22 protein-coding genes and 1 tRNA gene are annotated in these 21951 nt (G+C 64.2%); 5 read left to right on the top strand and 18 right to left on the bottom strand.

Annotated elements, in window-relative coordinates; genetic code table 11:
* Positions 1 to 9: 9 nt before the first annotated feature.
* On the bottom strand, positions 10 to 1719 hold the full coding sequence (kdpA, locus tag CS1GBM3_RS14815; RefSeq protein ID WP_072396230.1) for a potassium-transporting ATPase subunit KdpA: 1710 nt from the start codon (positions 1717 to 1719) through the stop codon (positions 10 to 12).
* 107 nt (positions 1720 to 1826) lie between these two features.
* Here kdpA and CS1GBM3_RS19835 point away from each other — a divergent pair, with 107 nt between their 5' ends.
* Positions 1827 to 2000 carry a hypothetical protein gene (locus CS1GBM3_RS19835; RefSeq protein WP_171946503.1) on the top strand — a complete coding sequence of 58 codons (174 nt, stop codon included), beginning with the start codon at positions 1827 to 1829 and terminating at the stop codon, positions 1998 to 2000.
* A 697-nt stretch (positions 2001 to 2697) separates the two neighbouring features.
* Here CS1GBM3_RS19835 and CS1GBM3_RS14805 read toward each other — a convergent pair.
* From CS1GBM3_RS14805 to CS1GBM3_RS14725, 17 genes are all read right to left on the bottom strand, one after another.
* The gene (locus tag CS1GBM3_RS14805; protein ID WP_072396228.1) at positions 2698 to 3492 is read right to left on the bottom strand and encodes a hypothetical protein; all 795 of its coding nucleotides are present in this window, start codon (positions 3490 to 3492) and stop codon (positions 2698 to 2700) included.
* Positions 3493 to 3739: 247 nt separating this feature from the next.
* On the bottom strand, positions 3740 to 4378 hold the full coding sequence (locus CS1GBM3_RS14800) for a hypothetical protein (protein WP_072396227.1): 639 nt from the start codon (positions 4376 to 4378) through the stop codon (positions 3740 to 3742).
* Positions 4379 to 5494: 1116 nt separating this feature from the next.
* The gene (locus CS1GBM3_RS20175; protein ID WP_244534661.1) at positions 5495 to 5914 is read right to left on the bottom strand and encodes a hypothetical protein; all 420 of its coding nucleotides are present in this window, start codon (positions 5912 to 5914) and stop codon (positions 5495 to 5497) included.
* Positions 5915 to 5984: 70 nt separating this feature from the next.
* Positions 5985 to 6061: transfer RNA gene (locus CS1GBM3_RS14790), tRNA-His, on the bottom strand.
* A gap of 170 nt (positions 6062 to 6231) precedes the next feature.
* Positions 6232 to 6570 carry a hypothetical protein gene (locus CS1GBM3_RS14785; protein WP_072396226.1) on the bottom strand — a complete coding sequence of 113 codons (339 nt, stop codon included), beginning with the start codon at positions 6568 to 6570 and terminating at the stop codon, positions 6232 to 6234.
* Between the two features lie 25 nt (positions 6571 to 6595).
* Entirely contained in the window at positions 6596 to 7561 is a 966-nt protein-coding gene (locus tag CS1GBM3_RS14780; protein ID WP_072396225.1) for a YncE family protein, read from the bottom strand.
* Positions 7562 to 7571: 10 nt separating this feature from the next.
* Positions 7572 to 8108, bottom strand: coding sequence for an SRPBCC family protein (locus CS1GBM3_RS14775; RefSeq protein WP_083567623.1), 537 nt, complete (start codon positions 8106 to 8108; stop codon positions 7572 to 7574).
* A 21-nt stretch (positions 8109 to 8129) separates the two neighbouring features.
* On the bottom strand, positions 8130 to 9143 hold the full coding sequence (locus CS1GBM3_RS14770) for a vWA domain-containing protein (RefSeq protein ID WP_072396224.1): 1014 nt from the start codon (positions 9141 to 9143) through the stop codon (positions 8130 to 8132).
* Positions 9143 to 9757 (bottom strand): tetratricopeptide repeat protein, encoded by a 615-nt coding sequence (locus CS1GBM3_RS14765; protein ID WP_072396223.1) that lies wholly within the window; start codon positions 9755 to 9757, stop codon positions 9143 to 9145. Before CS1GBM3_RS14765 ends, CS1GBM3_RS14770 begins: the two co-directional genes overlap by 1 nt.
* On the bottom strand, positions 9757 to 10761 hold the full coding sequence (locus CS1GBM3_RS14760) for a vWA domain-containing protein (RefSeq protein ID WP_072396222.1): 1005 nt from the start codon (positions 10759 to 10761) through the stop codon (positions 9757 to 9759). The genes CS1GBM3_RS14765 and CS1GBM3_RS14760 overlap by 1 nt, the downstream gene beginning before the upstream one ends.
* On the bottom strand, positions 10758 to 11672 hold the full coding sequence (locus CS1GBM3_RS14755; RefSeq protein ID WP_072396221.1) for a hypothetical protein: 915 nt from the start codon (positions 11670 to 11672) through the stop codon (positions 10758 to 10760). The genes CS1GBM3_RS14760 and CS1GBM3_RS14755 overlap by 4 nt, the downstream gene beginning before the upstream one ends.
* A gap of 3 nt (positions 11673 to 11675) precedes the next feature.
* A complete protein-coding gene (locus CS1GBM3_RS14750; protein WP_072396220.1) occupies positions 11676 to 12551 on the bottom strand; it encodes a DUF58 domain-containing protein in 876 nt (291 codons plus the stop codon).
* The gene (locus CS1GBM3_RS14745) at positions 12548 to 13600 is read right to left on the bottom strand and encodes an AAA family ATPase (RefSeq protein WP_072396219.1); all 1053 of its coding nucleotides are present in this window, start codon (positions 13598 to 13600) and stop codon (positions 12548 to 12550) included. The genes CS1GBM3_RS14750 and CS1GBM3_RS14745 overlap by 4 nt, the downstream gene beginning before the upstream one ends.
* A 144-nt stretch (positions 13601 to 13744) precedes the next feature.
* Entirely contained in the window at positions 13745 to 14035 is a 291-nt protein-coding gene (locus CS1GBM3_RS14740) for a methanol dehydrogenase [cytochrome c] subunit (protein WP_072396218.1), read from the bottom strand.
* Positions 14036 to 14136: 101 nt separating this feature from the next.
* Positions 14137 to 14805 carry a cytochrome c(L), periplasmic gene (gene moxG / locus CS1GBM3_RS14735; protein ID WP_244534660.1) on the bottom strand — a complete coding sequence of 223 codons (669 nt, stop codon included), beginning with the start codon at positions 14803 to 14805 and terminating at the stop codon, positions 14137 to 14139.
* Positions 14765 to 15637: a methanol oxidation system protein MoxJ gene (gene moxJ, locus CS1GBM3_RS14730; RefSeq protein WP_083567620.1), complete on the bottom strand. Its 873-nt coding sequence runs from the start codon at positions 15635 to 15637 to the stop codon at positions 14765 to 14767. Before moxJ ends, moxG begins: the two co-directional genes overlap by 41 nt.
* Before the next feature lie 230 nt (positions 15638 to 15867).
* Positions 15868 to 17748: a methanol/ethanol family PQQ-dependent dehydrogenase gene (locus CS1GBM3_RS14725; protein WP_072396215.1), complete on the bottom strand. Its 1881-nt coding sequence runs from the start codon at positions 17746 to 17748 to the stop codon at positions 15868 to 15870.
* 430 nt (positions 17749 to 18178) lie between these two features.
* On the opposite strand from CS1GBM3_RS14725, the gene CS1GBM3_RS14720 reads away from it, so the two are divergent.
* The 4 genes from CS1GBM3_RS14720 to CS1GBM3_RS14705 all read left to right on the top strand — a co-directional run bounded on the left by CS1GBM3_RS14720 (position 18179) and on the right by CS1GBM3_RS14705 (position 21915).
* Complete coding sequence (locus CS1GBM3_RS14720) at positions 18179 to 18727, top strand: hypothetical protein (protein WP_139247927.1); 549 nt, start codon at positions 18179 to 18181, stop codon at positions 18725 to 18727.
* A 31-nt stretch (positions 18728 to 18758) separates the two neighbouring features.
* Complete coding sequence (locus tag CS1GBM3_RS14715; protein ID WP_072397535.1) at positions 18759 to 19427, top strand: response regulator transcription factor; 669 nt, start codon at positions 18759 to 18761, stop codon at positions 19425 to 19427.
* Between the two features lie 99 nt (positions 19428 to 19526).
* Positions 19527 to 20645: a sensor histidine kinase gene (locus tag CS1GBM3_RS14710; protein ID WP_072396213.1), complete on the top strand. Its 1119-nt coding sequence runs from the start codon at positions 19527 to 19529 to the stop codon at positions 20643 to 20645.
* A 214-nt stretch (positions 20646 to 20859) separates the two neighbouring features.
* On the top strand, positions 20860 to 21915 hold the full coding sequence (locus CS1GBM3_RS14705; RefSeq protein WP_072397534.1) for a Fe(3+) ABC transporter substrate-binding protein: 1056 nt from the start codon (positions 20860 to 20862) through the stop codon (positions 21913 to 21915).
* Positions 21916 to 21951 lie beyond the last annotated feature (36 nt).

Raw genomic sequence — 21951 nt, 5'->3', positions numbered from 1 at the left:
ACTGTCTCCTCAGAACGTCTTGCCGGCTAGCATCAGGACGTGCTCGACGATGGGACCGAGCGCGAGGGCCGGGAAGAATTGCAGTCCGCCAAGGATCAGGATCACGCCGATCAAGAGGCCGACGAACAGCGTCCCATGAGTCGGGAAAGTGCCCGGCGATGGCGCGCTCTTGGTCTTCGCCGCGACCGAGCCGGCAATCGCCATCATCGGGACGATGTAGGCGAAGCGTCCGAACATCATGGCGAGGCCCAGCGTGGTGTTGAACCACGGCGTGTTGGCGTTGAGGCCAGCGAAGGCTGAGCCGTTGTTGCCCGTCGCGGAGGAGTAGGCATAGAGGATCTCCGACAATCCGCGCGGACCGGCATTGGTGAGGCTTTCGAGCGCTGCTGGCAGCATGGCGGCAATCGCCGAGAAGCCCAGGATGAAGAGCGGAAGAACAAGAAGCGCCAGCACCGCGAGTTTCATCTCCCGCACTTCGATCTTCTTGCCGAGATATTCCGGCGTACGGCCAACCATAAGGCCGGCGATGAAAACCGCGAGCACGGCCATGACGATCATGCCGTAAAGGCCGGAGCCAACGCCACCCGGGAGGATTTCACCGAGCTGCATGAGGAACAGCGGAACGAACCCGCCGAGCGGGGTCAGCGAATTGTGCATGGTGTTGACGGCGCCGCAGGAAAGACCCGTGGTGGCCGCGACGTAAAGCGCGGACAGCGCTTGGCCGAAGCGAATCTCCTTGCCTTCCAGGTTGCCGGAGGATGCATCGACGCCTGCCGCGATCAGCAACGGATTGCCCGCCGTCTCGGAGGCGTAAACGATGGCTGTGCCGGCGACCAGAAGGATGCCCATGGCCGCCAGCAGCGCAAAACCCTGCCGCCCGTCGCCCACCATTCGGCCGAAGGTGAACGTCAGCGCGGTCGAAATCAGCAGCATGCTCCAGATCGACAACACGTTGGACCATGCGTTCGGGTTCTCGAACGGATGCGCGGCGTTGGCGTTGAAGAACCCGCCGCCGTTGGTTCCGAGCTGCTTGATGGCCTCCTGGCTCGCGACGGGACCAAGTGCGATGGTCTGCTTGGTGCCTTCGAGCGTGAGCATCTCGACGTTACCCACAAGCGTCTGCGGCACGCCGGAGGCGGCAAAGCCGATCGCGACCAGAATCGAGAGCGGGAGCAATACGTAGAGCGTCGCACGTGTGACATCGACCCAGAAATTGCCGATCTCTTTCGCTCCGCTACGAGCGAACGCGCGTGTCAGAGCAATGGCGAGCACGATGCCGGTGGCGGCCGAGAGAAAGTTTTGCACGGCGAGGCCGGCCATCTGCACGAAATGGCTCATGGTCGTCTCGCCGCCGTAGGACTGCCAGTTCGTATTGGTGACGAAGCTTGTGGCCGCGTTGTAGGCGAGATCGGGCGGGACGCCCTCGAAGCCTTGCGGATTCCCCGCGAGCACGCCCTGCAACCGCATCAGCGCATACAGGAGAACGAACCCCACCGCGTTGAGGGCGAGCATGGCAAGCGTATAGCCGAGCCAGTTCTGTTCGCGATCTGCCCTTACGCCCGCAGCCGCATAGAGCCTCCGTTCAAGGGGCATGAGAAGCGGCGCAAGCACCGTGCGCTCGCCTGAGAATACGCGCGCCAGGTAAGTGCCGAGCGGCCATGCCGCTACAAGGACCGCGCCAAGCACGAGCGCGATCTCGAACCATCCATTCCATGTCATTGTTTTGACCCTTCCGGGCCTCCTAGAATTTTTCCGGCCGAACGAGCGTGTAGACGAGGTAGGCGCCGAGGCCGACGGCGACGAGCAGACTGATCAGGGGATCGCCCATGGCCGCCTCACAACCGGGCGCAGAGGGAGGCGTAACCGGCCATCAGACCGAATCCGCCGAGGCCCAAGGCGATATAGACGAGATCAAGCATGTTCCGCTCCTCATGACACACGAGCGGAACGTGGCGCGACTGACATCAAGTCTCGATTGGGAATACGGGCCGGGAGCATAAAGGACATATAAAAAGGGTCCCGGCGAAGGGTGGCCCATAGAACCTTGGACAGAACGGCAGAAAGCGGATCAATTACGGACGTGCCCTACGCATGCACTCATCGAGTTCGCCCAACGTCACTGGACGTCCGCTTTCTCGGCATTTCGACGGCAGCGACGTCCCATGTGTGGACGGGATCCCGTTGGCAAGGACTTTCTGGCTTGTCTCGCAGAGCTGGTCGGTAGCTCCCATGTGTCCGGCCTTCTGCTCGGCGCGAACACCGATGTTTCGCCCACGAACACCTGTTAATCGGCAGACAGGGCAGACTATGCATCGCGTTCGTCGAACGTTCGGTGCTCGTGCGACTTGGCGCGGTCACCATGCTGAGGCACAACGCGAAAGTTATACCACAGCCTCCGGGCTGCGTGGCGGTGCCGCTTATAGAACACCTAACCCGACGAAATTGTTGTTCTTCCACCGGAGCCGCCGATTTTTCAGCGGTTCGATGGTCGCTTATCGTACGCCTTGGTAGGTAGGCCACCACTCCGGTCCTGACGTAGGTCATGAGGCCGCACCGGCGCGTTCGTTCGGCGGTCTGTCATGGCTCTGCAGACCGGGGTGAGGTTGCAATTTCTTTCGTGACATAGGGGAGTCACGAAATTCCTGAGGCGCGGTCGCGGCTTTCGTTCGCCCCCAAACGCAGACCATGACCCGGCTTTTAGGCCGGGTCACGCGCGGGCAATGCCACTCTCGTGTACTTCGCGCACGTCTCTACGATGATCATCCCGGCCGCCGCCTCCTTCCGCAACCTGACGTTAATGGTAGCAGGCGCCCGTCCGAACACGCGTGCGAGAGCGCGCTGAGAAGCCCTGAGCACGCCGTATTTTTCGAGATGCAGCTCCGGGAAGCCCCCGCATCCATTTTTCCGGAGATAGAGCACGAGGCCTCTTACGCTCCTGAAGCGTGGCATGGCGCCCGTGGAGCCTCCAGACGGTGGTTCGCGAGCTTCGTCTCGGTCGGCGGCAGCGAGCTTCCGTGAGGACCTGGGAGCGGGGCAGGGTCCGGCGACGGCCGGGAGGTCCTGCTCGCGGTTCGGTGACACTAAGGCGCGCGGGTCGGTCGTTGCTTCCCGGCGGCGGGCAGAGCCGAAAGCAAGGACCGGCAACAAACCGCTCGTAATCTCCATCATGAGAATGGCCGCGCAGAGCCAGACGTTGCCAAGGCTCATGCCCCAGGGAACGACGAGGAGGGCTATGGTGAAGCAATCGAACGCCACAACGTAGAGCCACACTGCGCCGGCAACGACATTGCCGCCGGCGGTCAAACGTCCGCTCACCGCCAACATAACGAGGCCGGACTTGGCGAACGCGCAGAGGCCACAGATGCAAGCAATCGCCACACGGCGCGGGAATAACTGGGGTACAGTACTGAAGCTTTCATAGGCGCACAGGCCCATGAGGATGCCAGAGGCCGCAACCACGGCACCGCCGACGATCCACAGCGATCCGAACATCATGAGCTTCAGGGTGAAGATAAGCCAGGAGGACGTCGACGTGGTCGCCGAGGCCGAACCCGTGCTCCGCCAGCGCTTGAGCCGCTCTGCGTTGCGAGACGGCCGCGAGTCGGTGGATGATCGTTCAACAGTCCAAACGGACCACCACCGAGTTGCGAGAGGGCTGTGAGACGTTGAGCGACAATTCATGACATCAACACTCAGACAACAGCACCATCAACTTCCCACTCTTCCACTCTTCCAAGGGTCAGATCAGTTCGTTCAAGCTCTTGCGCGGACGTGACATTTCGATCGGGTGCTCGCGTAGGCGGCGACAGGCCGCCTCCATCGCTGCGTCCATGACTTGTTGGAGGTCTCTCTCGAATTCTGCGGGGACGATGAAACTGTCATGGATTGAGAGCACAGGGATCCTGCGGCTCCGCATCTCGGCCTGCACCTCGGTGCAGATCCCGGCGTCGACGCGCTGCAACCTGAGCCCGACGCCCGTGCCCCAGTGGGGCGCCAGCTCGGGCCAGGCGGCCCGAATGGCATGGCAGAGAGCGCTTGCGATGTTCGGCCGTCCGGGCCGTTGCAAGTCCCTCGTCAGGGCCCCCCGAGCGGAACGCGATGACGGGGCATTCAAGAGCGTATTGACTGCGGCCTTGATGTCGGAGCGCTCGAACGGCGGAAGTCGATAGAAATCGAATTCCGGATCGCCGAATGGCAGATCGATGCCTGCGGTCGCACACAGCAGCTGAGGATGACAGCAGCGAAAGTCCAGTTCGACCGTTGGCCGCCCATCTATCCTGATTTGGCTCCTCGATTTCTTCTCTAGGTTTTGCCAGGTGGCGTACCATCGGCCGCCATGTTCGAAGTCAGCCCACGACGCGGTTGCAAGACTTGCCATCGCGCTTGCACGTCAGGCTGCGCGCGAGGATCATGCCGCGGAGCTTGAGCGCCAGGGGGGCCTACCATGCGCGTCGCCATCTACGCCCGATACTCCACCGACCTCCAATCGGAGCGGTCGGTAGACGACCAGCTCGCATTGTGCCGCGAGCGTGCCCAGAATGAGCGCTGGCAGGTTGTCGGAGAGTACGCCGACCGCGCCATCAGCGGCGCCTCGATGGTCAACCGTCCCGGTATTCAAGCTTTGATGGAGGCAGCGGCGCAGGGTACCTTCGATGCCGTCCTGTGTGAAGCCCTCGACCGCCTCTCACGCGACCTCGAAGACATTGCCGGCCTACACAAGCGGTTGAGGTTCTGGGGCATCGAGATCATCACCTTCGCCGAGGGTCCGATCACCGAACTCCACGTGGGCCTCAAGGGCACTATGTCCGCGCTGTTTTTGAAGGACCTTGCGCAGAAGACGCGCCGCGGCCTCGTCGGGCGCCTCAAGGCCGGATGTTCAACGGGTGGACGGACCTACGGTTACACGTCTGTGGATGCAGGCGTGCTCACTATCGTTCCCGAGGAGGCCGAGATCATTCGGCGCATCTTCCGCGAATACGCCGAGGGCCGCTCGCCGCTCGCCATCGTCGCTGACCTCAACCGCGAGCGTATCCCAGCGCCTCGTGGTGGGCAGTGGGCCGCGAGCACGATTAATGGCTCCCGCAAGCGGGCCAACGGCGTCATCGGAAACCGGCTCTACGTCGGCGAGATGGTTTTCGGGCGCCAGCGTAACGTCAGGGACCCGATCACAGGGAAGTGCCAGAAGCGGCTATGTCCCGAGAACGAGTGGATCGTCCGGCCGATGCCACAGCTGACAATAGTTAAGCTTGAGGTCTTCGCTGCGGCCCAGGAGCGGCGCAAAGCGACCTGCCAAGTGCGCCTGACGGAGCGGCGCCGTCCCAAGCACATCTTCTCAGGGCTTGTCCTCTGCGGTTGCTGCGGCGCATCAATGATTATGACGAACAAGCACCGGCTGGCGTGCTCAGCGCGCACCAACAAGCGCACTTGTGACAACGCCCGTACCATAGCCCTGTCCGAGGTCGAGAACCGCGTCCTTCGTGCCCTTCAGGAGCGCCTATTGGCGCCGGAAGTCGTCGCCGAGGCGGTTGAAACCTATCGGGCCGAGAGTGCCCGCCTCGCTGCCGAGCGGGCCAAGGCTGGCCGCCAGCACGCCCGTGAATTGGCCGCGGTGAGACGCAAAATCGAAGCGGTGGTGAACGCTATCGCGGATGGAGATCCGGCGAAGCCGCTCCTCGCCAAGCTCAAGGCGCTGGAGGCCGAGGAGGGAGCGATCCTCGCCCGCGCACCCCATGCCATCGAGGACGAAATGCTGGCGCTGCATCCGCGCGCCGTTGAGCGCTACCGGCAGAAGGTGGAGCAAATCCGCGTTGCCCTGACCAAAGGCGATGAGGCGGGCCGTGAGGCTGTAGGGCTGGTGCGTGAGCTGATCAAGAAGATCATCGTGATGCCAATGCCGACGGGAGAGGCTCTGCACCTCACCGTCGAGGGTGATTTGGCCGTTATGCTGGAGCAGGAACGCTCCACAAACGAAAAGTCGGTATTGATGGTACCGCCTCCCCGGCTCGAACGGGGGACCTCTAGATCCACAATCTAGCGCTCTAACCAACTGAGCTAAGGCGGCTTTCCATATGCGGCGGCTCAAACCAGCTCGCCGGCCGGATGCTGCCGATCGGAGGCGGGTGCGCCGCCATCCGGTCCAGGGGGGCCCTTATAGAAGCTTGGCACCCCGACGGCAATCCTCATATCCATTGCGCCCGCGGCCTTCAAGCCCAGACCGCCCGGCGGTCGCGTTTACATGTCCAGTTTCGGAAGATCATCAGGCAGCGTGCCTTCGGGCAGACAGGGACGAGCCGTGGCCTGGCACTGGAACTTGCCGCTCATGTTCTTGCTGCATTCGAGTGCCCGGTCGTCGGCATTGTCCCAATCCTGGTAGCCCCGCCCGAGCGCGCCCGCGCGCGACGACCACCACTGCTGCGCCGCCTCGATCGCCTCCTCCTGCGTCACGCCCGAAGACAGGCCGCCCTCGAGCGGATCGCCGCAGTACTTTCCGGCCTGTGCTTCCGTGCACCAGGGGCCCGTTGCCACCAGCAAACCGGTCGCCGCGCTTCTTAGCCTCGATCCCGTTCGCATGGTGCTCTCTCCGACAACTCGGCCCTTACGGCACGGTGACAAGTTTTATGACCCCGCGCGGTCCGCCTGGGCTCTTGATGCGGCGGATTTCCTTCAGACCGTCGAGATCAATCACGGATACGTCGTCGGAGAACCAGTTGGCAACGTAGGCGCGCTTGCCGTCCGCGCCGATCGCGACGCCTTCCGGGTAGTCTCCAACCTTGATCGTTGCCGGCGGTTGGCCGTTTCTGGTGAGGACCGACACCGTGCCGGCCTGCTGATTGGTCACGATGACGCGGGCACCGTCCGGCGTCACCGCGGCCCCGTACGGCATGGCGCCGCTGACCGGGGTCTCGATCACGGCCAGCTTCTTCGTGTCGATCACGGAGACGGTGCCAGCCTGCACGTTGCCGACGTAGAGGCGCGTTGCGTCTGGAGAGAGAGCCATAGCGAACGGTGCGTGGCCCACCGGAATGGTTGCGGCGACGGTCAAGTCATCCGTGCGCACGACGCTCACGTCGTTGCTCTCGCGGTTCGCAACGAACACCAGAGTCTCGTCGGGCGTCAGCTCCAGGTGAGCCGGCGCGCGGCCGACCGCGATCTTTTTTTTTGTGGGGACCTTGCCCGCAAGATCGATGACGGAGATGTGCGCGTCGTTCCAGTCGCCGACGAAAAGGCGGTTGTCCTTCGTCACAGCGATGCCGAACGGCGAGCCTTCGACGGTAAGCGTGCGCTCCACAAGCCCGTTCGCGACATCGACGACGGAGACCTGCCCGATATCGGGATGGGTGATATAGGCGAGGGCCGTCTCGGGCGCGACCGTGAGCACCGCAGGCGCCTTGCCGAGCGCGATCGGGTGGGTTGCCTTTCCGGCTCCTTCCTCGATCTCGCTCAGCGTGGCGCCAGCCTGGCTCAGCACGAAAACGCGCTCTGCCGCGCCGGCGGCTCGCTGCTCACCGCAGCACAGCGCCAGCATGGCGAACGCAGCTGCCCACGGCCGGCTGTTGACCATCGTCAGCGCCTCAGCTCTTACCCTCGACCTTCGCCTTGAGACCCTTCAGGCCTTCCTGCATGAACTCCGTCATGGCCTTGACGGCCGCTTCGTCGTTCTTGTCCTCGGGCGGGAAGTTGCTGGTGTCGGCGCGATAGAAGCGGCCAATCCAGGTCACGTCGCTGCCGTCTCCGGCCGGCGTGACGGCGATCGTTGCCGAGTAGAAGCTGACGGGGAATGCCTCGGCGTTCTCGGTCGAGAGGCGGTAGCCGTACGACATCTCCTTATCGTTGTACTCGTCGAGGCCTTCAACGAGATCGCCCTTCTCGAGCGAGATGGTACGCGTCGCTTTACCGGGCTCGTTGCCGCCCTCTGCCGCCACCTTCTTGATCTTCGCGTTCCAGCTCACATCGCCGAATTCTTTCAGAGCCTCCCACACTTTCGCGGGCGGCGCGGAGATCGTGATTTTCTCCTCGGCTTTCTGTGGCGTCGGCCCATGCGCGATCGCCGGCGTCGCGGCAGCGAAGCCGAAGGCCAGGGCGCACATCAAACGGATCAAAGACGTCATCGTTATCCTCGTGTTGTGACTTCAAGTTCTCAAGGCTGCGGCCGTGACGGGCGGCGCCGAAGGGTGCGTCCGCCTGACGGGAGTACGAATGCGGGCGAAGAGCGGCGCCGCGTAGAGGCCCACCAGCAGCGCCAGCGCCAGCGCTGCAGGCACGGGACGGACGTCGACCGCGACAGCGACAGGGCGCGGACGGGCGTGGGACGCGATCTCCTCGAGAAGGTTCGGCTGATCAACCAGATCGGCGCGGCCAAAGCCGATGCGGGCTGCGACCGTGTCCAAATACTCGGTGCGCACGGAGGTCAGATGCTCGTCACCCGATGGTGGATCGGTGCCGAAGGGTGCCCATTTCGGATGATAGCCGGGCCGCAGGTGGGCATCGGGCGGCGGCGGACCGGTACGGTTTTCCTGCGGCACCTCGTCTGCCGCATAGGTGCCGACCTCGTGGCCTTCGTCATCGAACTTCGCCAGAGGCACTTTCTCGCGTCCGCCGACACCGATCAGAAGTCCCTTCACTTTGCCTGGCGTTCCCTCGAAGTCCGGCAGCATGGTGCCGCCCGCGGGCAGGGGCGGCGCCTCCTGGCCATCGGTGAGGAAGAGGAGATCCGCTTTCAGATCCTCGGCAATTGTGGCTGCGTGAAAGAAGCCCTTGGCGACCATGCTGTCGCCCTCCCAGGCCATGCGCCAATCGAGCTCGTGAATGGCGGTTTCGAGCGGGGCGAAGTTCTCACAGACCTCGGCGGGGTTGAAGAGAAGGAAGGAACGGCGCTCGGTGAAAATGCCGAGCCCAAGCCGCGATTGACAGGGCAGGTCCGCGAGCAGCCGCCCGAGCGTGTCCTTTGCTGCATCGATGCGGCTCACGGTCTGGCCGCCCACCGTCATGTCGCGCGTGTTCATGCTGGCGGTGATGTCGACGACGGCGACGAGGTCGTAGACCTCGCGCGTGAGCTTGACGCGGGGCAGCACGATTGCGAGGCACGTCAGCACGGCCGCCGCGATCAGCACCCACAATCTCGCGTCCCGAAGCCTCTCGCGCATCAGGGAAGCCCCCTCGGAACGCCGGGGAGGTCCGTCCAAAGACGCTTCGGCGCGTCGGGCGGAATCTCTTCGCCCTCGGTCTCACCTCCCGGGAAATCGCGCACGATGCGCATGGCGACATCGTAGTTGTGCTTGATGTCCCACGCGCCGGGATCGAGCCTGAGCGCCAGGCGGTATTCATCCTTGGCGAGGCGCGTTGCCGGAATGGCCTTGTCGTGGTCGCCGCGGCTAACGGCTGCGATGGCCTCGCGGATGCGGGCGTTGGCGTGGTTGTAGAGCAGGCGCGCCCGAAGCTTCGGATCGGCCATGCCGGACGACGCATCGAGCACCTGCTGCGCCTCCTCGTCACGATCGCGCTGGAGCAGGAACGCCGCGCGCGCGAGAAGAACCTCGTCGGAGGCGCTGCGCGGATCGACGGATACGTCATCGCCGGCCTTGAGGGCGGCGATGGTGTCGTTGTCGCGACGGACGTCGTTGACGCGCAGCGTCAGCAGCGCCAGGGCCGCGACGGAGGCCATCAAGGCGGTGGCGAGTGCCAGCGTGCGCACCTTACGCAAGGCACGCGCCGCGGGTGCGAGAACGCGGGCCAGGGTGCTTTGCTGCTCGGCCTGCATCACGCGTCCTCCGTTGACGGGACAAGGCGCACCTCGGCCAGCTTGGCCGCGAGCAGCACAAGCAGGGCTGAGAGCGCCACGATGAAAGCGCGCGCTTTGAGATCCTCCTGCGGAATGCGCTCCTCGTATTTGATCGGGCTCTGCTCGAGCTTGCCGATCTCGGCGATGGCGTTGCCGATTGCTTCGGGGTTCTCCGCCTCGAAGGCGCGATACGTGATGCCGAGCGACTTGAAGAACTTATCGAGATGGCGCTCAGGCATGGCCTGCGGCGTATCCTCCTCGCCGGGTCCTGGAACCGTCGAGATGCCGGGCGTGCCCTCGGTGCGCAAGAACAGCCAATAGAGGTTCATCGGACGGCGCGCGAAGGCGGCGCGCAGCGCGTCCTGCACCTTTCGGTCGATGACCGCTGCGCCGTCCGACACCAGCAGAATGACGCGCGCCGCAGGCGACGTATCGGCTTCATGGATATCAAGCGCGAGCGCCAGGCCACGGCCGACGTTGGTGAACGCCAGACCCGGGCGATCCATTGCATCAACGGCGGCGGCGATGGCCTCCTTGTGGTCGGTCATCGGCAAGACGTGCATCGGCGAGGTCGAGAACGCCGCGACGCCCACCAGATCGTGCTCGCGGTGAATGACGAAGTTCTTGAGCAGGCGGCGCGCGGCTGCAGACTTGCTCTCCTCGCCACCCTCGGGAGCCCGTCCCGCGAACGTGTTGTCCATGCTCGACGAGCGATCGATGAGCAGCACCATGTGGGCGCCCTCGCCCGTCTTCTCGATGGTGCGGCCAAGCCGGTGCAAGCCGCCAATGCCGAGGATCAGCGCGGCGATGGCAATGGCGCCCGCAATGCGCAGCACCCAATCGAACACGATCGACAGAGGATCGGCCTCGATGCCATCGATGGACGGATAGCTCTGCGGGCGCTGCGCCGAGAGGAGCAGCGGTAGCAGTGCCAACGGCAACAAAAAGAGCACGCTCGGCGTGGTGAGGGCGAAATCCGTCATCTGGCTGCCCTTTCCTGACGGGCAAGCGTCGCGGCCAGCGCCTTGAGCTCTGTCGGCGGCAGCTGTGTCTCGCCTTCGCGCGGCGCCTCGCCAAAGAACACGGCGCGCGAAGCGGCGAAGAACCGCTCGACGAGCGAACGGCTCGCATCATGCTCGGGATGTGCCGCGAGGAAGGTATCGAGATCCGCCGCCAGCAGACGGTGGCCGGCTGCGGTATCAAACGCGCGGTGCATGGCGAGCAACGCGCCCCGGTAGCCATCCGCGCCGCCTTTGGCCAGTGCGCGCCCGATCTCGCGCACGGCGCGCGAGAAAGGCCGGGTTGGGCGCGTATGGAATGGCCACCACGCAAGATCGCGGGCGAGCAGGATAAGAAACAGGGCGGAGAGGCCGGCGGCGCCAAGCGCTGCCGTGCGCAGGCTGCCGGAGCGCCTCTGCTCAGCCGATGCATCCGGCCGCAGGAAGGTCTCGGCCGTCTCGCCGCTCTTCTCCGGGAAGATCTCACGGATGGGCGAGGTGATCAGCGTGAAGGATGGAATCGTCGCCGTCTCGCTGCCGTTCAGCCCGCGGATGCCGATGTCCATGGTGGGGATCGTCACCTTTCGCGGGTCAATGGGTGCGTAGAAGGTCTGGTACGTGATCTTGAGCGTGTGCAGGCGGCCATCGCCGTGGCGCTCGGAGCTCGTCTCGACGGCCCGCACCTCGAGCCAGTAGTTGGACGGCCCCGTACGCGGCAGCGAGGCCGGGACGATCTCGTCGTCCGGACCGGTCTCGATCTCGACGACGCGCTCGAGCGTATCGCCAAGGAAGTAACCGAAAGCGCGCGGCTCGATGGTATGGACGGCGCGCACCTCGGCTGCCGAGCGCCCCGAGAGCCCCACCAGCATCAACAGAGCGAGGCCGGCGCGCCGCATGTCTCAGGCTCCCGTGGCCAGATGAGCACCGAGGCGATCCCATGCGATGGAATCGGTGATCTCGAACGGCTCGCGCCCGTAGCGCGCAGCCAGCGTGCGGAAAAGAGACCGGCGGGCCTCGAACCTCCTTTGCCACTCCGCCCGCAAAGCAGGCCTCATGGCTACGAGGCGCCGCCGGCCAGTTTCGAGATCGGCGAGCTCCACGAGCCCCCAGGCGGGAAGCTTGGCGCTCTCGCGTGAATCCGCGATGCGGATCGGAACGACGTCGTGGCCCGCAAGCTCCTCGAACAGGGTTGCGAGTTGATCCTCGGGCAGCAGGAAATCCGACACGACGAGTACCAGGTTGCGCCGGCGCCCAATCCGGCGCGCGGCATCGATCAGTCCCGCAGCCCCCTTGCGCTCGGGCACGTAGGCGCGCAACGCCGCGACCATGTCCGCCTCGCCGACGCGCGAACGCGTGGGGGGCACGAACAGCTCCTCGCGCACCGTCTCATCGGCGGCGTAAAGCGCGAAGGTATCGCCGGCCCGGCGCACGGCCGTCGCAAAGACCTCAGCAAGGTCGGCGGCGATGGCCATCTTGCGTGCGGCGCCGTGGAATCCCATCGAGCCCGAGACGTCAAGCAGCATGACGACGCCGATCTGGCTCTTCTCCTCGAAGCGGCGCACATGCAGCGCCTCGAACGGGTCGCGTAGGCTTTGGCGCAGGTCGATACGGCGTGGGTCGTTGTACTCGAGCAGCGTCGCGAGATCGCGGAACAGGCCTCCGGCGCCCGACTGCACGCTTCGGTGCGTGCCCTGTCGCAGGGCTCTGCTCCGCCAGACGATCCGATAGGGCAGGTCGACCGGAACCGTCGCCGCCGTCTTCGGCATGGCGCTCATGGCACCGCAACCGTCTCGAACAGCGCGTCGATCAACTCGCGCGCGATGATCTCGCGCCGCATCTCGTAGACCGGTTCGAAGAAGATGCGATGCGCCATGGTTTCGAAGAACACCGCGCGTACGTCCTCGGGGACGGCCATGTTGCGGCCGTCGAGCCAGGCCGCGACGCGCGCGGCGCGCACGAGGTAGGAGAGGCCGCGTGGGCTCGCGCCTGCGGCGACGAGGCGCTGCGTGTCGACGCCCGGGATCATGATGCCCCCGGCAGCCGGATTGCGCACAGCCTGCCAGAGATCCAGCACGTAGCGCTCCAGCGCCTCGCTGGTTTTGATCTCGCTCTGAATGGCATGCCCGACGTCATTCAGCTCGGCGTAGGAGAGGATGTTCGGCTCGAGCCCGCCGATCAGGCGGTCGCCGTCATGGAAACGCGGATCGAAGGCGAGCGCGCGGCGGGCTTCCGCGTCGGTGGGTGTCGTGATCGCGATTTCCATCAGGAAGCGGTCGCGGGCGGCGGCCGGCAGCTCAAATGTCTCCTCGCGCTCGACGCGGTTGCGGTCGGCGAAGACCACGAGATGCGGGAACCGAAACTCGCGGTTGAAAGCGGATACGCTACGCTCCGCCATCAGGCGGAGCAGCAGAGAGTGCACCTGCGGGCGGGCGCGGTTGATCTCGTTGAAGAAGAAGATGGCGAGATTCTCGCCGGCCCTCAACACGGGGCCCTCTTCGACGCGAGGGCGGCCATCCTCGGCCAGATAGGTGTGATAGATCAGGTCGCCGGGCATCAAGTCGATGGTGCCTTCGATGCGCTCGTAGGCACCACCGACACAACGTGCTGCGGCGCGCAACAGCGTCGTCTTGCCGACGCCGACGTCACCTTCGAGCAGCACGTGTCCCCGCGCGAAAAGTGCGATCGTCAAGAGGCGGATGACGCGCTCCTGCCCAACCACCGCTTTTGCAATCTCGGCTTCGAAGCGTTGGGCCCGCGTGCGCCATTCGGACAGGTCGCTTCGTCCGACGGAAACGCCGGAGTCGATCTTATCGTCGTGCGGCATTGTTACCTCGCGGCCTGCGGAGCCGAACCGCCGCCTCGTTCAAAAGGAGGTGCGGCCTGAGCCGCACCCCAAGAACCCTCGGAGAGGAAGCAGAGCACTCTTGCAAGCGTGGCACTGCAGCCGAGGAGACCTAACGCCGATCGACTACTGGATCTTCTTGACGTCGTAGACCCACTTGCCGGTCTTCTTGAAGTGTGCGGCGCGCTGCGCGTTGCGCTCGTCCTGAGCGTCGAGCGCGGTCTGCTGCTTCGCGAGCTCCTTCGGGTCATGCTTCGGGTCGTACTTCGAGCCCGCGACCTTCTCCGGGTAGCCCGGCTTCGGTTCCCAGCAATCGCCGGGCGCCTTGCACTTCGTTCCGTCATACGCACCGGCGACGCCAGTGCCAACGGCGAGGATCACCGCGCTGGCGGCGAGCGTCACAATAGACTTCTTCATGGGTCAGTTCCTCCAATCCAAAACTTCCACGTCGAGCGGTTTGATCCGCTTTGTCATCCACGCGTCACCGGTGGCGCTCCCGCAGCAGGAGCGCCCTTCGGCTATGGCGCGGATGCCTTGCACTCGCCCGCGTCGGCGACCTGCTCGCCGCCTTCCGCTGGCTTGTGTTCTTCAGGCTTGAACGGCTTGAAGTTCTTCTTCTGCTCCTCCGTCAGCCAGTCCGCGTCAGCAACGTCGCCCGAGTAGATGTGACGAATCCAGGCGATGAGCTTCAGCAGGTCGTCGATGGAATGATCCGCGTGGGGACCCATCATACCTTGGGCGCCGCCGTAGATCGTCTCAAAGAGACCTTTGTCCGTCGTGTTCTTCGGGTAGGTCCAGTACGCGTCTCCCAGACCCGGACCAAGCTTGCCTTCGCCGTAATGGCCGTGGCAGCCGGAGCAGGCGGTCAGATAGATCTCCTCGCCTTTCGGAAAGCATCCCGGTACCTCTGTGTAGAGGTTGACGCCGGTCTCGAGAAAGTGCTTTGCGGCTTCGGAATCGCGTCCCTCAGGAAGAGAGGACTCCGGTACGTTCAGGTCCTCGCCAGTGATTGTGTGGCGGAACGATTCCGCCGCGACGCTTCCAGTTGCCAGTACGCAGCTCACGATCAGTGCTGAAGTCCAGCCGAACTTTCTTTTCTTCATCCTGTAGTCGAACCCGTTGTTGTTCGTGTTTTCCGTTTGAAGCTCATGATCTCGGGAGGCCCGCAACGAGCGGGATCCCTTCATCCTTCAGGATCTCCTCGATCTTCGGCTTAGCCTTGTCGAGCGCGAGCTCGAGCGCCGAGAGCAGGGCCGTGTCGTCCTTGCGAACGCCGACGGACTGGTCGAAGTGGTGAGGCACCTTCTCGCCGTCGCTGCGCACATTGTTGTCTGGGATGATCGTCAGCTTCACCCGATCGGACGCTTTCGCGTAGCGTGCGACCTCGGGGGCGAAGTTGACGGCCACGTCCGCCGTTCCGTCGGCCACCTCGTTGACCATGCGGGTCGGCGGAATGCGCGTGAACTTATTGCGCCGATCCTGGAAGTTGGTCAGCGAGTGCATGTAGTTGAAGTGCTCGCGGAAGAGACCGATCTTCTCGAGCATGATCTGGGCCGGCGTGCCGGGCGTGAAGCCGATCTTGTTCGCCTTGGCGAGATCCGGACTGTTCCAGTCCTTGATATCGAGCTTCGAGTCCTTGCGCTGGATGAAGACGTATGGCGCACGGTAATACGGCTTCGTCGTCGCAACGCGCGGATCGCCCGTATCGAGCCCCATCACGACGTCGCACATCTTCATATCGAGCTGGTCGCGGATGATGTAGATGCCGGGGCGCGAGAACCACACGAACTGCGGCTTGCGGCCCATGGTCTCTGCAAGTGCGACCGCGATCTTGTTCTCGAAACCGGAACCGTCGCGGTTGGAAAATGGGAGTTCGTCGGCAGCCGCGCAGATGCGCAGCACATCCGATGTCGTATCGTCTTGGGCCGACGCTTTACCGGTGAGGAGGCCGCATGCAAGGAGCGGCGCCACGACCGTGGTGGCCAATTTGCAGAAGCGGGAGGACGCTAGACGCTTCATCGTTTTCACCCTGGGTTTCCTCTTGTGGTTTGAGCTTGCCGTTTCTTTTGCTCGTGACTTCAGTCCGAGCCTTGCGGCTTTTGCTCTGCGCGACCCTTGTGGACATTTCGAAGTGTGCCTCTTGGTCTCTTTGGTCGCGTCTTTCGTTTTGGTTTTGAGATCGGTCCGCCGCAGCGCCTGTTTCCGAGGAGCGGAATTTCGGCGCTGCGGCGTTTTTCGATCAGGCCTTATCAGCCCTTCTCGTACTCACCGACGTTGATGTCCTCGGAGTAGGGGTTCTTGCCATCAAGCGAGAACACCTGGAGGCCACCACCCATCTGGGTGTAGTTGGCGAGGTTCTTGAAGGCGCCGACCGCGCCGAGACCGGCTGTCGGATCCTGCAGGTCGAACACGAGGCCAACGCCCGGCCAGCCACCGACGCCGTACATGATGGCGACGTACTGGGTGCCCTTGTGCTCATACGTCATCGGGTGACCGATCACGCCCGAGGGAAGCTTGTACTTCCAAAGCAGCTCGCCGGTGTCGGAGTTGCGGGCCTTGATGAAGCCGTCCAGCGTTCCGTAGAACACCAGGTTGCCAGCGGTCGCAAGCGTGCCGCCCCAGACGGAGAAGCGCTCCATCTTGTCCCACTTGTAGTCGCCGGTGATCGCGTTGTAGGCCTTGATTTGACCGAGGCCGAGGTAGTTCTGGCGATCGCCCTTCGGGCCCGGGTACATCCACAGCGTGGCGCCGACAAAAAACTGGCCGGCACGATAGGGAAGCATGAAGGGCTCCCAATCCATGCAGATGTGGTTGATGCCCATGAAGAAGAGTTCCTTCGTGGGATCGTAGGAGTCGTGGCCCTGGTTGTGGTAGCCCATGGCCGACGGGCAGATTTCCTTGCCCTTGTGGTCCATGCGCGTGCCGAACTCAGGATCGCGAACCGGAAGACCCGTCTTCAGGTCGACCTGCTTCACCCAGTTGACCGTGTCGTCGAGCTTGTTGGCCGAGATCAGGTCGCCGTTCTCCCGGTCGAGGGTGTAGACGATGCCGTTACGGTCCGGGTGCGTCAGAAGCTTACGCTTCTTGCCTTCCTTGTCCGTCTGCTCCGAGAGGATCATGACGTTGACGCCGGCATAGTCCCACTCGTCGTGCGGCGTCTTCTGGTAGCCGAACTTGGCCTTGCCAGTGTCTGCGTCGCGACCCCAGATGGTCATCGTCCACTTGTTGTCGCCCGGACGCATCGTCTCGTTCCACGGCGCCGGGTTGCCCGAGCCGTAATGGAAGAGGTTCGTCTCCGGGTCAAAGGCGTACCAGCCCCAGTTGGTGCCGCCGCCGATCTTCCAGGCGTCGCCTTCCCAGGTGCCCGTGCCAAGGCCCTTCTGGCCGTAGTGCGGGTTGGCGCTGTTGAAGTCATCGGCGAGGCCGATGTCCTCATCGGGTCCGGTCGCGTAGACGCGCCAAACCTGCTCGCCCGTCTTGACGTTGTAGGCCGTCGTGTAGCCGCGAACGCCGAGCTCGGCGCCGGACGAACCGACGAGAGCGAGGTCCTTGATCACGTACGGCGCCTGGGTCAGCGTCTGGCCGACCTTGATGTCGCCGTTCTCGACCTTCCAGTACTCCTCACCCGTCTCGGCGTTGAGCGCCACGAGATGAGCGTCGAGCTGGGTCTTGATGATCAGCGGCGGCGTGTCGCCGTCACCCGGCCAGTAGGCCAGACCGCGGTTGACGAGGTCGCAACAAGCGACCGAGCGTGCAGCCGGATCCTGCTTCGGCTTGTGCTGCCACAGGATGTGGCCCGGATCATTCAGATCGAGAGCGAACGTGTTGTTGGGGAACGAGGTGTGGACGTACATGACGCCATTTACGACCAGCGGCGTTCCCTCATGCCCGTGCAGCAGACCGGTCGAGAACGACCAGGCAGCGCGAAGCTGCTTCACGTTCTCGGTGTTGATCTGCGTATTGGGGCTATAGTTCTGTGAGCTATAGTTCTTGCCCGGCATGACCCATGCCTCGTTGCTCTTCGACAGCTCATTGAGCTTGTCGTTGGCGAACGAGGAGGATGCCATGGCGACCGTCAGCGCGACGCAAGACGCGCCAGCCAGCAGCCCCGTACCCAGGTGCTTCTTCATTCCCAAAACCTCGCGTTATCCATCCCAAGGCCGAGACATATCGTTCGCGAAAAACTGCGGGCGTTACCCCCGTCAGCCGCTTCGCGTCGTCTGTCTCTTTCCACTGTCGTGAGTGCCCCGACCACGTCCGGCGCCATCACGGCCACGGCCCCGATCTGCTAGCCCGTCAAAGGCTTGTTCCGCCCTGCTCGGTCACGCTTCTTGAACCGTGGCCGCACGCTAGACCGCGACATTCGAGGACGTCTTTAGTCCAACTGGCAGACATCGACGGGACAACTTTGCAAACGACCCGGGCTTGCTCAGGCAATGGGCAAAAACGTAACGATGTAACGTTATTGTGATCGCCGCATTGCGTCGTCTTGTGGTGTTTCGTTTTACGTGCGTCGCGCGTGCGTTCGCGCTGCGTACGCATTCAACAGAAGGCTCGGGCATGCAGTTCACCAATCATCACGCCACAGCTTGCAGAAACCGCCCGGCTCGCGTCGCCATCCTGGTTCTCCTCTCGGGCCTCGTACTCACTGGACTCTCGGCGTGCAGCGATGAAGCTCCGATCTCGCGCGACGGCACGCGCAAGGAAGCTGCCGTGGACGCGCCGCATAAGGTTAAATGGCTCGAGGTCGCTGCTCCGATCAGTCCGGCGCAATGGCTCGTCAGCCGTGAAGAGGATCAGCCTCGGCTCGCCAGCGATCCCGAGGTGCAGCGCATCGCCCAATTGCTCGCCACGGCGCACAAGCGCTATCGGGAGAGCGAGCGCATGATTGCGAACCGTTCCGTGCAGGTCGAAGCCATGCTGCATCAGATCGGGCTCAGCGAAGGTGCCACGGTCGTGCTCGATGGCCTGACAGGCATCGGCGGAGAGGTCGGTCAGGCAGAAGGCTACGGCTCGATCAGCCAATACTACTTCAATCTCCGAGCCGCCAGCGCATCACGCGCGGACGCGCTCGCAACCCTCAAGGCTCGCTACGGGTCGAAATCGTGACGAAAGACCAGACACTATGGGACTAGCTATGATGCAAGGCGCCGAGCCGCTCCGCGTGCTCATCATCGATGATCATCCGTTCGTGCTGCAGGGATGCGCGCGCATTCTCGAGGATGCGGAGATCGCGCGCGTGCTGCAGGCGGCGGGGCTGGCGGACGGATATCGGCAATACCGCGCGCATCATCCGCACGTCATCATCGTCGATCTCTCGATCAAGACGGCTGCGCTCGGTGGCCTGTCATTCGTGCGCCGGCTGCGGTTGCACGACAAGAAGACGCCGATCCTCGTGCTCAGCATGCATAGCGATCCGATGATCATCCGCCGCGCGCTCGAAGCCGGCGCCACCGGCTATCTGCTCAAGGATGCGCCGTCGGACGAGTTCCTCAAAGCGTTTAACACCGTGCGGCAGGGGCGGCCCTATCTCAGCCATGAGGTGGCGTCCGAAATCGCCTTCAGCGAAACACGACTCAACGCCAGCCCGCTGCAGGCGCTCACCGTGCGCGAGTTGCAGACGCTGTCGCTCATCGCCGAGGGCAAGTCCTACGGCGTGATCGCGGAAGAACTCAACATCAGTTACAAGACGGTCGCCAACACGACGTCGCAGATCAAGATGAAGCTCGGCGCACGCAGCCTGCCGGAGCTGATGCGGATTGCCATCCAGCATCTGCCGGGGCCGTCGGGGCGCCGCGGGCGGGATTGAGCGGGTTGCCCAGCCCTTGCTTCCCAGGCCGCGGTTATTCTGCTCATAAATTGCCGAAGGTCCTCGCGCCAAGGTGCGAGGACGGCTACTCTTTCGACCATGGCCCATGGTCCTGTCATCGCGTTCGCCACAGATCTCTCCTCGTCGGCCTTGTCCGAGCTCGAGGGCGGCCTTGCCGTGTGGCTGATCGACGTCGCAGGCGGGCGCGTGCTGGCCGCCAATGCCTCCGGGGCGACGCTTCTCGGGCTTGAAGAGGGGAGCCAGCCGCCAGCGCTCGACGCGGCGATGCCGGCGCTCGTCCGCCTGCGGGCGCTTTCCGCCGGAACGGAAGGTGCCCGCGAGCATCTGGTGTTTTGGGGGCGCGGCGGGGCTTTTGGCTGCCCGTGCCGGGTTTCGGTGCGACGCGACGGCTCGCGTGTTCTCGCGACAGTTGCCGTTCTCGACGAAGCGGAGACGGGCTCCGGCCGGGAGCCGGACGCCGCGCCTGGCGTCGCCGCCCAAGCGCCCGCCGTCCCCCGTGCGCTTCGCGCCAGCCTCGCCCATGAGCTCAAGACGCCTGTCAGCGCAATTGCCGCCGCGGCCGAGATCATGAGAGACGAGCGTTTCGGTCCCCTCGGCTCGGACCGCTACGTCGGCTATGCGTCCGATATCCTCGACAGCGCGCAGCACGCGCTCGGCCTGATCGACCGGATGCTCGCCGACGGCGGGGCGACCGCGGATCAAGGCGATGCTGCACGCCAGCTCGTCTTTGCCGAGATCGCGCCCGACGATGTGCTGCGTGCCGCCGTATCCCAACTCACGCCTCTCGCCGAGCGCGCCGGCCTTGCGCTCTCGCTCGAGCTTACGCCGAGGCTGCCGCATCTGATCGCCGACGCGACGAGCCTGCGCCAGATCGTGTTCAACCTCGTCACTAATGCGCTGAAGTTCACCGAGCGCGGTGGCCGGATTACCGTCGCGGCGCATTACGGTGGAGAGGGGCCGCTGACCATCGCGGTGTCGGACACAGGGGCCGGCATGACGGAGGACGAGGTCGCCCAACTGCTGGCCGGAGGCGGCAGCTCCGATCGGCCGCGCGCAGGCGGCGGCCTGGGTCTCGGCGTGCCGCTGGTGCGGGCGCTCGCCGAGGCCAACGGCGGCAAGCTCACCATCGCGAGCACGCCCGGACAGGGCACGACGGCGTCCGTCGTGTTCGCTGCCGATCACGTCATTCCGGTCTAACGGCCCGATCTCTCTCGCCGATCCCGGATCAGCCCACGAACATTACAGAATTTCGAATGTGTGACAGTCCGTCCGGCGAATTGTTGACTTTCTTGACGTAGTTACCGGGTGCTGCTCTATGGGCGGGCGTCTTGCAGGCGCGATCGCGGGGGCACGTCCTCGCGGTGGCCAGCCGATAGCGGGACCTTGACCCCCGATTATTGGAGACATGCTCATGATCCTCCCACGTCCGTTCGCGCGCGCAGCGGCCTCTACGTTCGCGCTGCTGCTCTCTTTCGCCGCGTTTGCTGGCCCTGCCGCACCGGCGCGCGCCGCCGAAGAGGTGAACGTCTACTCCTATCGCGAGCCGGGCCTTACCGACCCGATCTTCAAGACCTTCGAAAAAGAGACCGGCATCAAGGTCAATGTGATCTATGCCAAGGACGGCCTCATCGAGCGCATCACCGAGGAAGGGCGCAACAGCCCTGCCGACATCGTGCTGACGCCGGAGTCCGGCCTGCTCATCCGCGCCAAGGACGCCGGCATCACCCAGGCGCTCAAGTCAAAGGTGCTGGACGAGGCGATCGATGCCAAGCTGCGCGATCCCGAGGGCCACTGGTTCGCGCTCACGCAGCGGGCCCGTGTCGTCTACGCCTCTAAAGAGCGCGTGAAGCAGGACCAGATCACCTACGAGGAACTCGCTGATCCCAAGTGGAAGGGCAAGATCTGCGTCCGCTCCGGCCAGCACACCTACAACATTGCGCTCATCGCCTCGATCATCGCCCACGACGGCGAGGAAAAGGCAGAGGCGTGGCTCACGGGCCTGCGCGATAACCTGGCCCGCAAGCCCGCTGGCGGCGACCGCGAAGGCGTGCGCGACATCCACGCCGGGCTCTGCGACCTCGCCATCGCCAACACCTATTACATGGCCGCAATGCTCAAGAACCCGGACCAGAAGCCCTGGGCCGAATCGGTGCGCATCCTGTTCCCCAATGCGGCGGACCGCGGCACGCACGTCAACGTCTCGGGTGCGGCGCTGGCCGCGCACGCGCCGAACCGCGACAATGCGGTGAAGCTCATCGAGTATCTCGTCTCGCCCGAGGCGCAGGGCCTCTACGCCGAGGCCAATGGCGAGTACCCGGTGCTCGCGACGGCCAAGACCTCGGATCTCGTCAAGAGCTGGGGTGAGCTGAAGCCCGACTCCATCCCGCTTTCGGAGTTCGCCACGCTGCGCAAGAAGGCGTCCGAACTCGTGGACAAGGTCCGCTTCGACGCCGGGCCCAGCTCCTAAACTGCACAAATGACACACTCGTGAGGGTGCCGGAAA

This window comes from Hyphomicrobium sp. CS1GBMeth3 (genome assembly GCF_900117455.1).
Lineage (GTDB): Bacteria > Pseudomonadota > Alphaproteobacteria > Rhizobiales > Hyphomicrobiaceae > Hyphomicrobium_C.
This window is presented reverse-complemented; position numbering and strand designations above follow the sequence as displayed.

Excerpts from the sequence above, each read along its gene's own strand:
- kdpA (WP_072396230.1), bottom strand. The coding sequence starts at position 1,719 with ATGACATGGAATGGATGGTTCGAGATCGCGCTCGTGCTTGGCGCGGTC.
- CS1GBM3_RS19835 (WP_171946503.1), top strand. The coding sequence starts at position 1,827 with ATGGCCGCCTCACAACCGGGCGCAGAGGGAGGCGTAACCGGCCATCAG.
- CS1GBM3_RS14805 (WP_072396228.1), bottom strand. The coding sequence starts at position 3,492 with ATGTTCGGATCGCTGTGGATCGTCGGCGGTGCCGTGGTTGCGGCCTCT.
- CS1GBM3_RS14800 (WP_072396227.1), bottom strand. The coding sequence starts at position 4,378 with ATGGCAAGTCTTGCAACCGCGTCGTGGGCTGACTTCGAACATGGCGGC.
- CS1GBM3_RS14785 (WP_072396226.1), bottom strand. The coding sequence starts at position 6,570 with ATGCGAACGGGATCGAGGCTAAGAAGCGCGGCGACCGGTTTGCTGGTG.
- CS1GBM3_RS14780 (WP_072396225.1), bottom strand. The coding sequence starts at position 7,561 with ATGGTCAACAGCCGGCCGTGGGCAGCTGCGTTCGCCATGCTGGCGCTG.
- CS1GBM3_RS14775 (WP_083567623.1), bottom strand. The coding sequence starts at position 8,108 with ATGACGTCTTTGATCCGTTTGATGTGCGCCCTGGCCTTCGGCTTCGCT.
- CS1GBM3_RS14770 (WP_072396224.1), bottom strand. The coding sequence starts at position 9,143 with ATGCGCGAGAGGCTTCGGGACGCGAGATTGTGGGTGCTGATCGCGGCG.
- CS1GBM3_RS14765 (WP_072396223.1), bottom strand. The coding sequence starts at position 9,757 with ATGCAGGCCGAGCAGCAAAGCACCCTGGCCCGCGTTCTCGCACCCGCG.
- CS1GBM3_RS14760 (WP_072396222.1), bottom strand. The coding sequence starts at position 10,761 with ATGACGGATTTCGCCCTCACCACGCCGAGCGTGCTCTTTTTGTTGCCG.
- CS1GBM3_RS14755 (WP_072396221.1), bottom strand. The coding sequence starts at position 11,672 with ATGCGGCGCGCCGGCCTCGCTCTGTTGATGCTGGTGGGGCTCTCGGGG.
- CS1GBM3_RS14750 (WP_072396220.1), bottom strand. The coding sequence starts at position 12,551 with ATGAGCGCCATGCCGAAGACGGCGGCGACGGTTCCGGTCGACCTGCCC.
- CS1GBM3_RS14745 (WP_072396219.1), bottom strand. The coding sequence starts at position 13,600 with ATGCCGCACGACGATAAGATCGACTCCGGCGTTTCCGTCGGACGAAGC.
- CS1GBM3_RS14740 (WP_072396218.1), bottom strand. The coding sequence starts at position 14,035 with ATGAAGAAGTCTATTGTGACGCTCGCCGCCAGCGCGGTGATCCTCGCC.
- moxG (WP_244534660.1), bottom strand. The coding sequence starts at position 14,805 with ATGAAGGGATCCCGCTCGTTGCGGGCCTCCCGAGATCATGAGCTTCAA.
- moxJ (WP_083567620.1), bottom strand. The coding sequence starts at position 15,637 with ATGAAGCGTCTAGCGTCCTCCCGCTTCTGCAAATTGGCCACCACGGTC.
- CS1GBM3_RS14725 (WP_072396215.1), bottom strand. The coding sequence starts at position 17,748 with ATGAAGAAGCACCTGGGTACGGGGCTGCTGGCTGGCGCGTCTTGCGTC.
- CS1GBM3_RS14720 (WP_139247927.1), top strand. The coding sequence starts at position 18,179 with ATGCAGTTCACCAATCATCACGCCACAGCTTGCAGAAACCGCCCGGCT.
- CS1GBM3_RS14715 (WP_072397535.1), top strand. The coding sequence starts at position 18,759 with ATGCAAGGCGCCGAGCCGCTCCGCGTGCTCATCATCGATGATCATCCG.
- CS1GBM3_RS14710 (WP_072396213.1), top strand. The coding sequence starts at position 19,527 with ATGGCCCATGGTCCTGTCATCGCGTTCGCCACAGATCTCTCCTCGTCG.
- CS1GBM3_RS14705 (WP_072397534.1), top strand. The coding sequence starts at position 20,860 with ATGATCCTCCCACGTCCGTTCGCGCGCGCAGCGGCCTCTACGTTCGCG.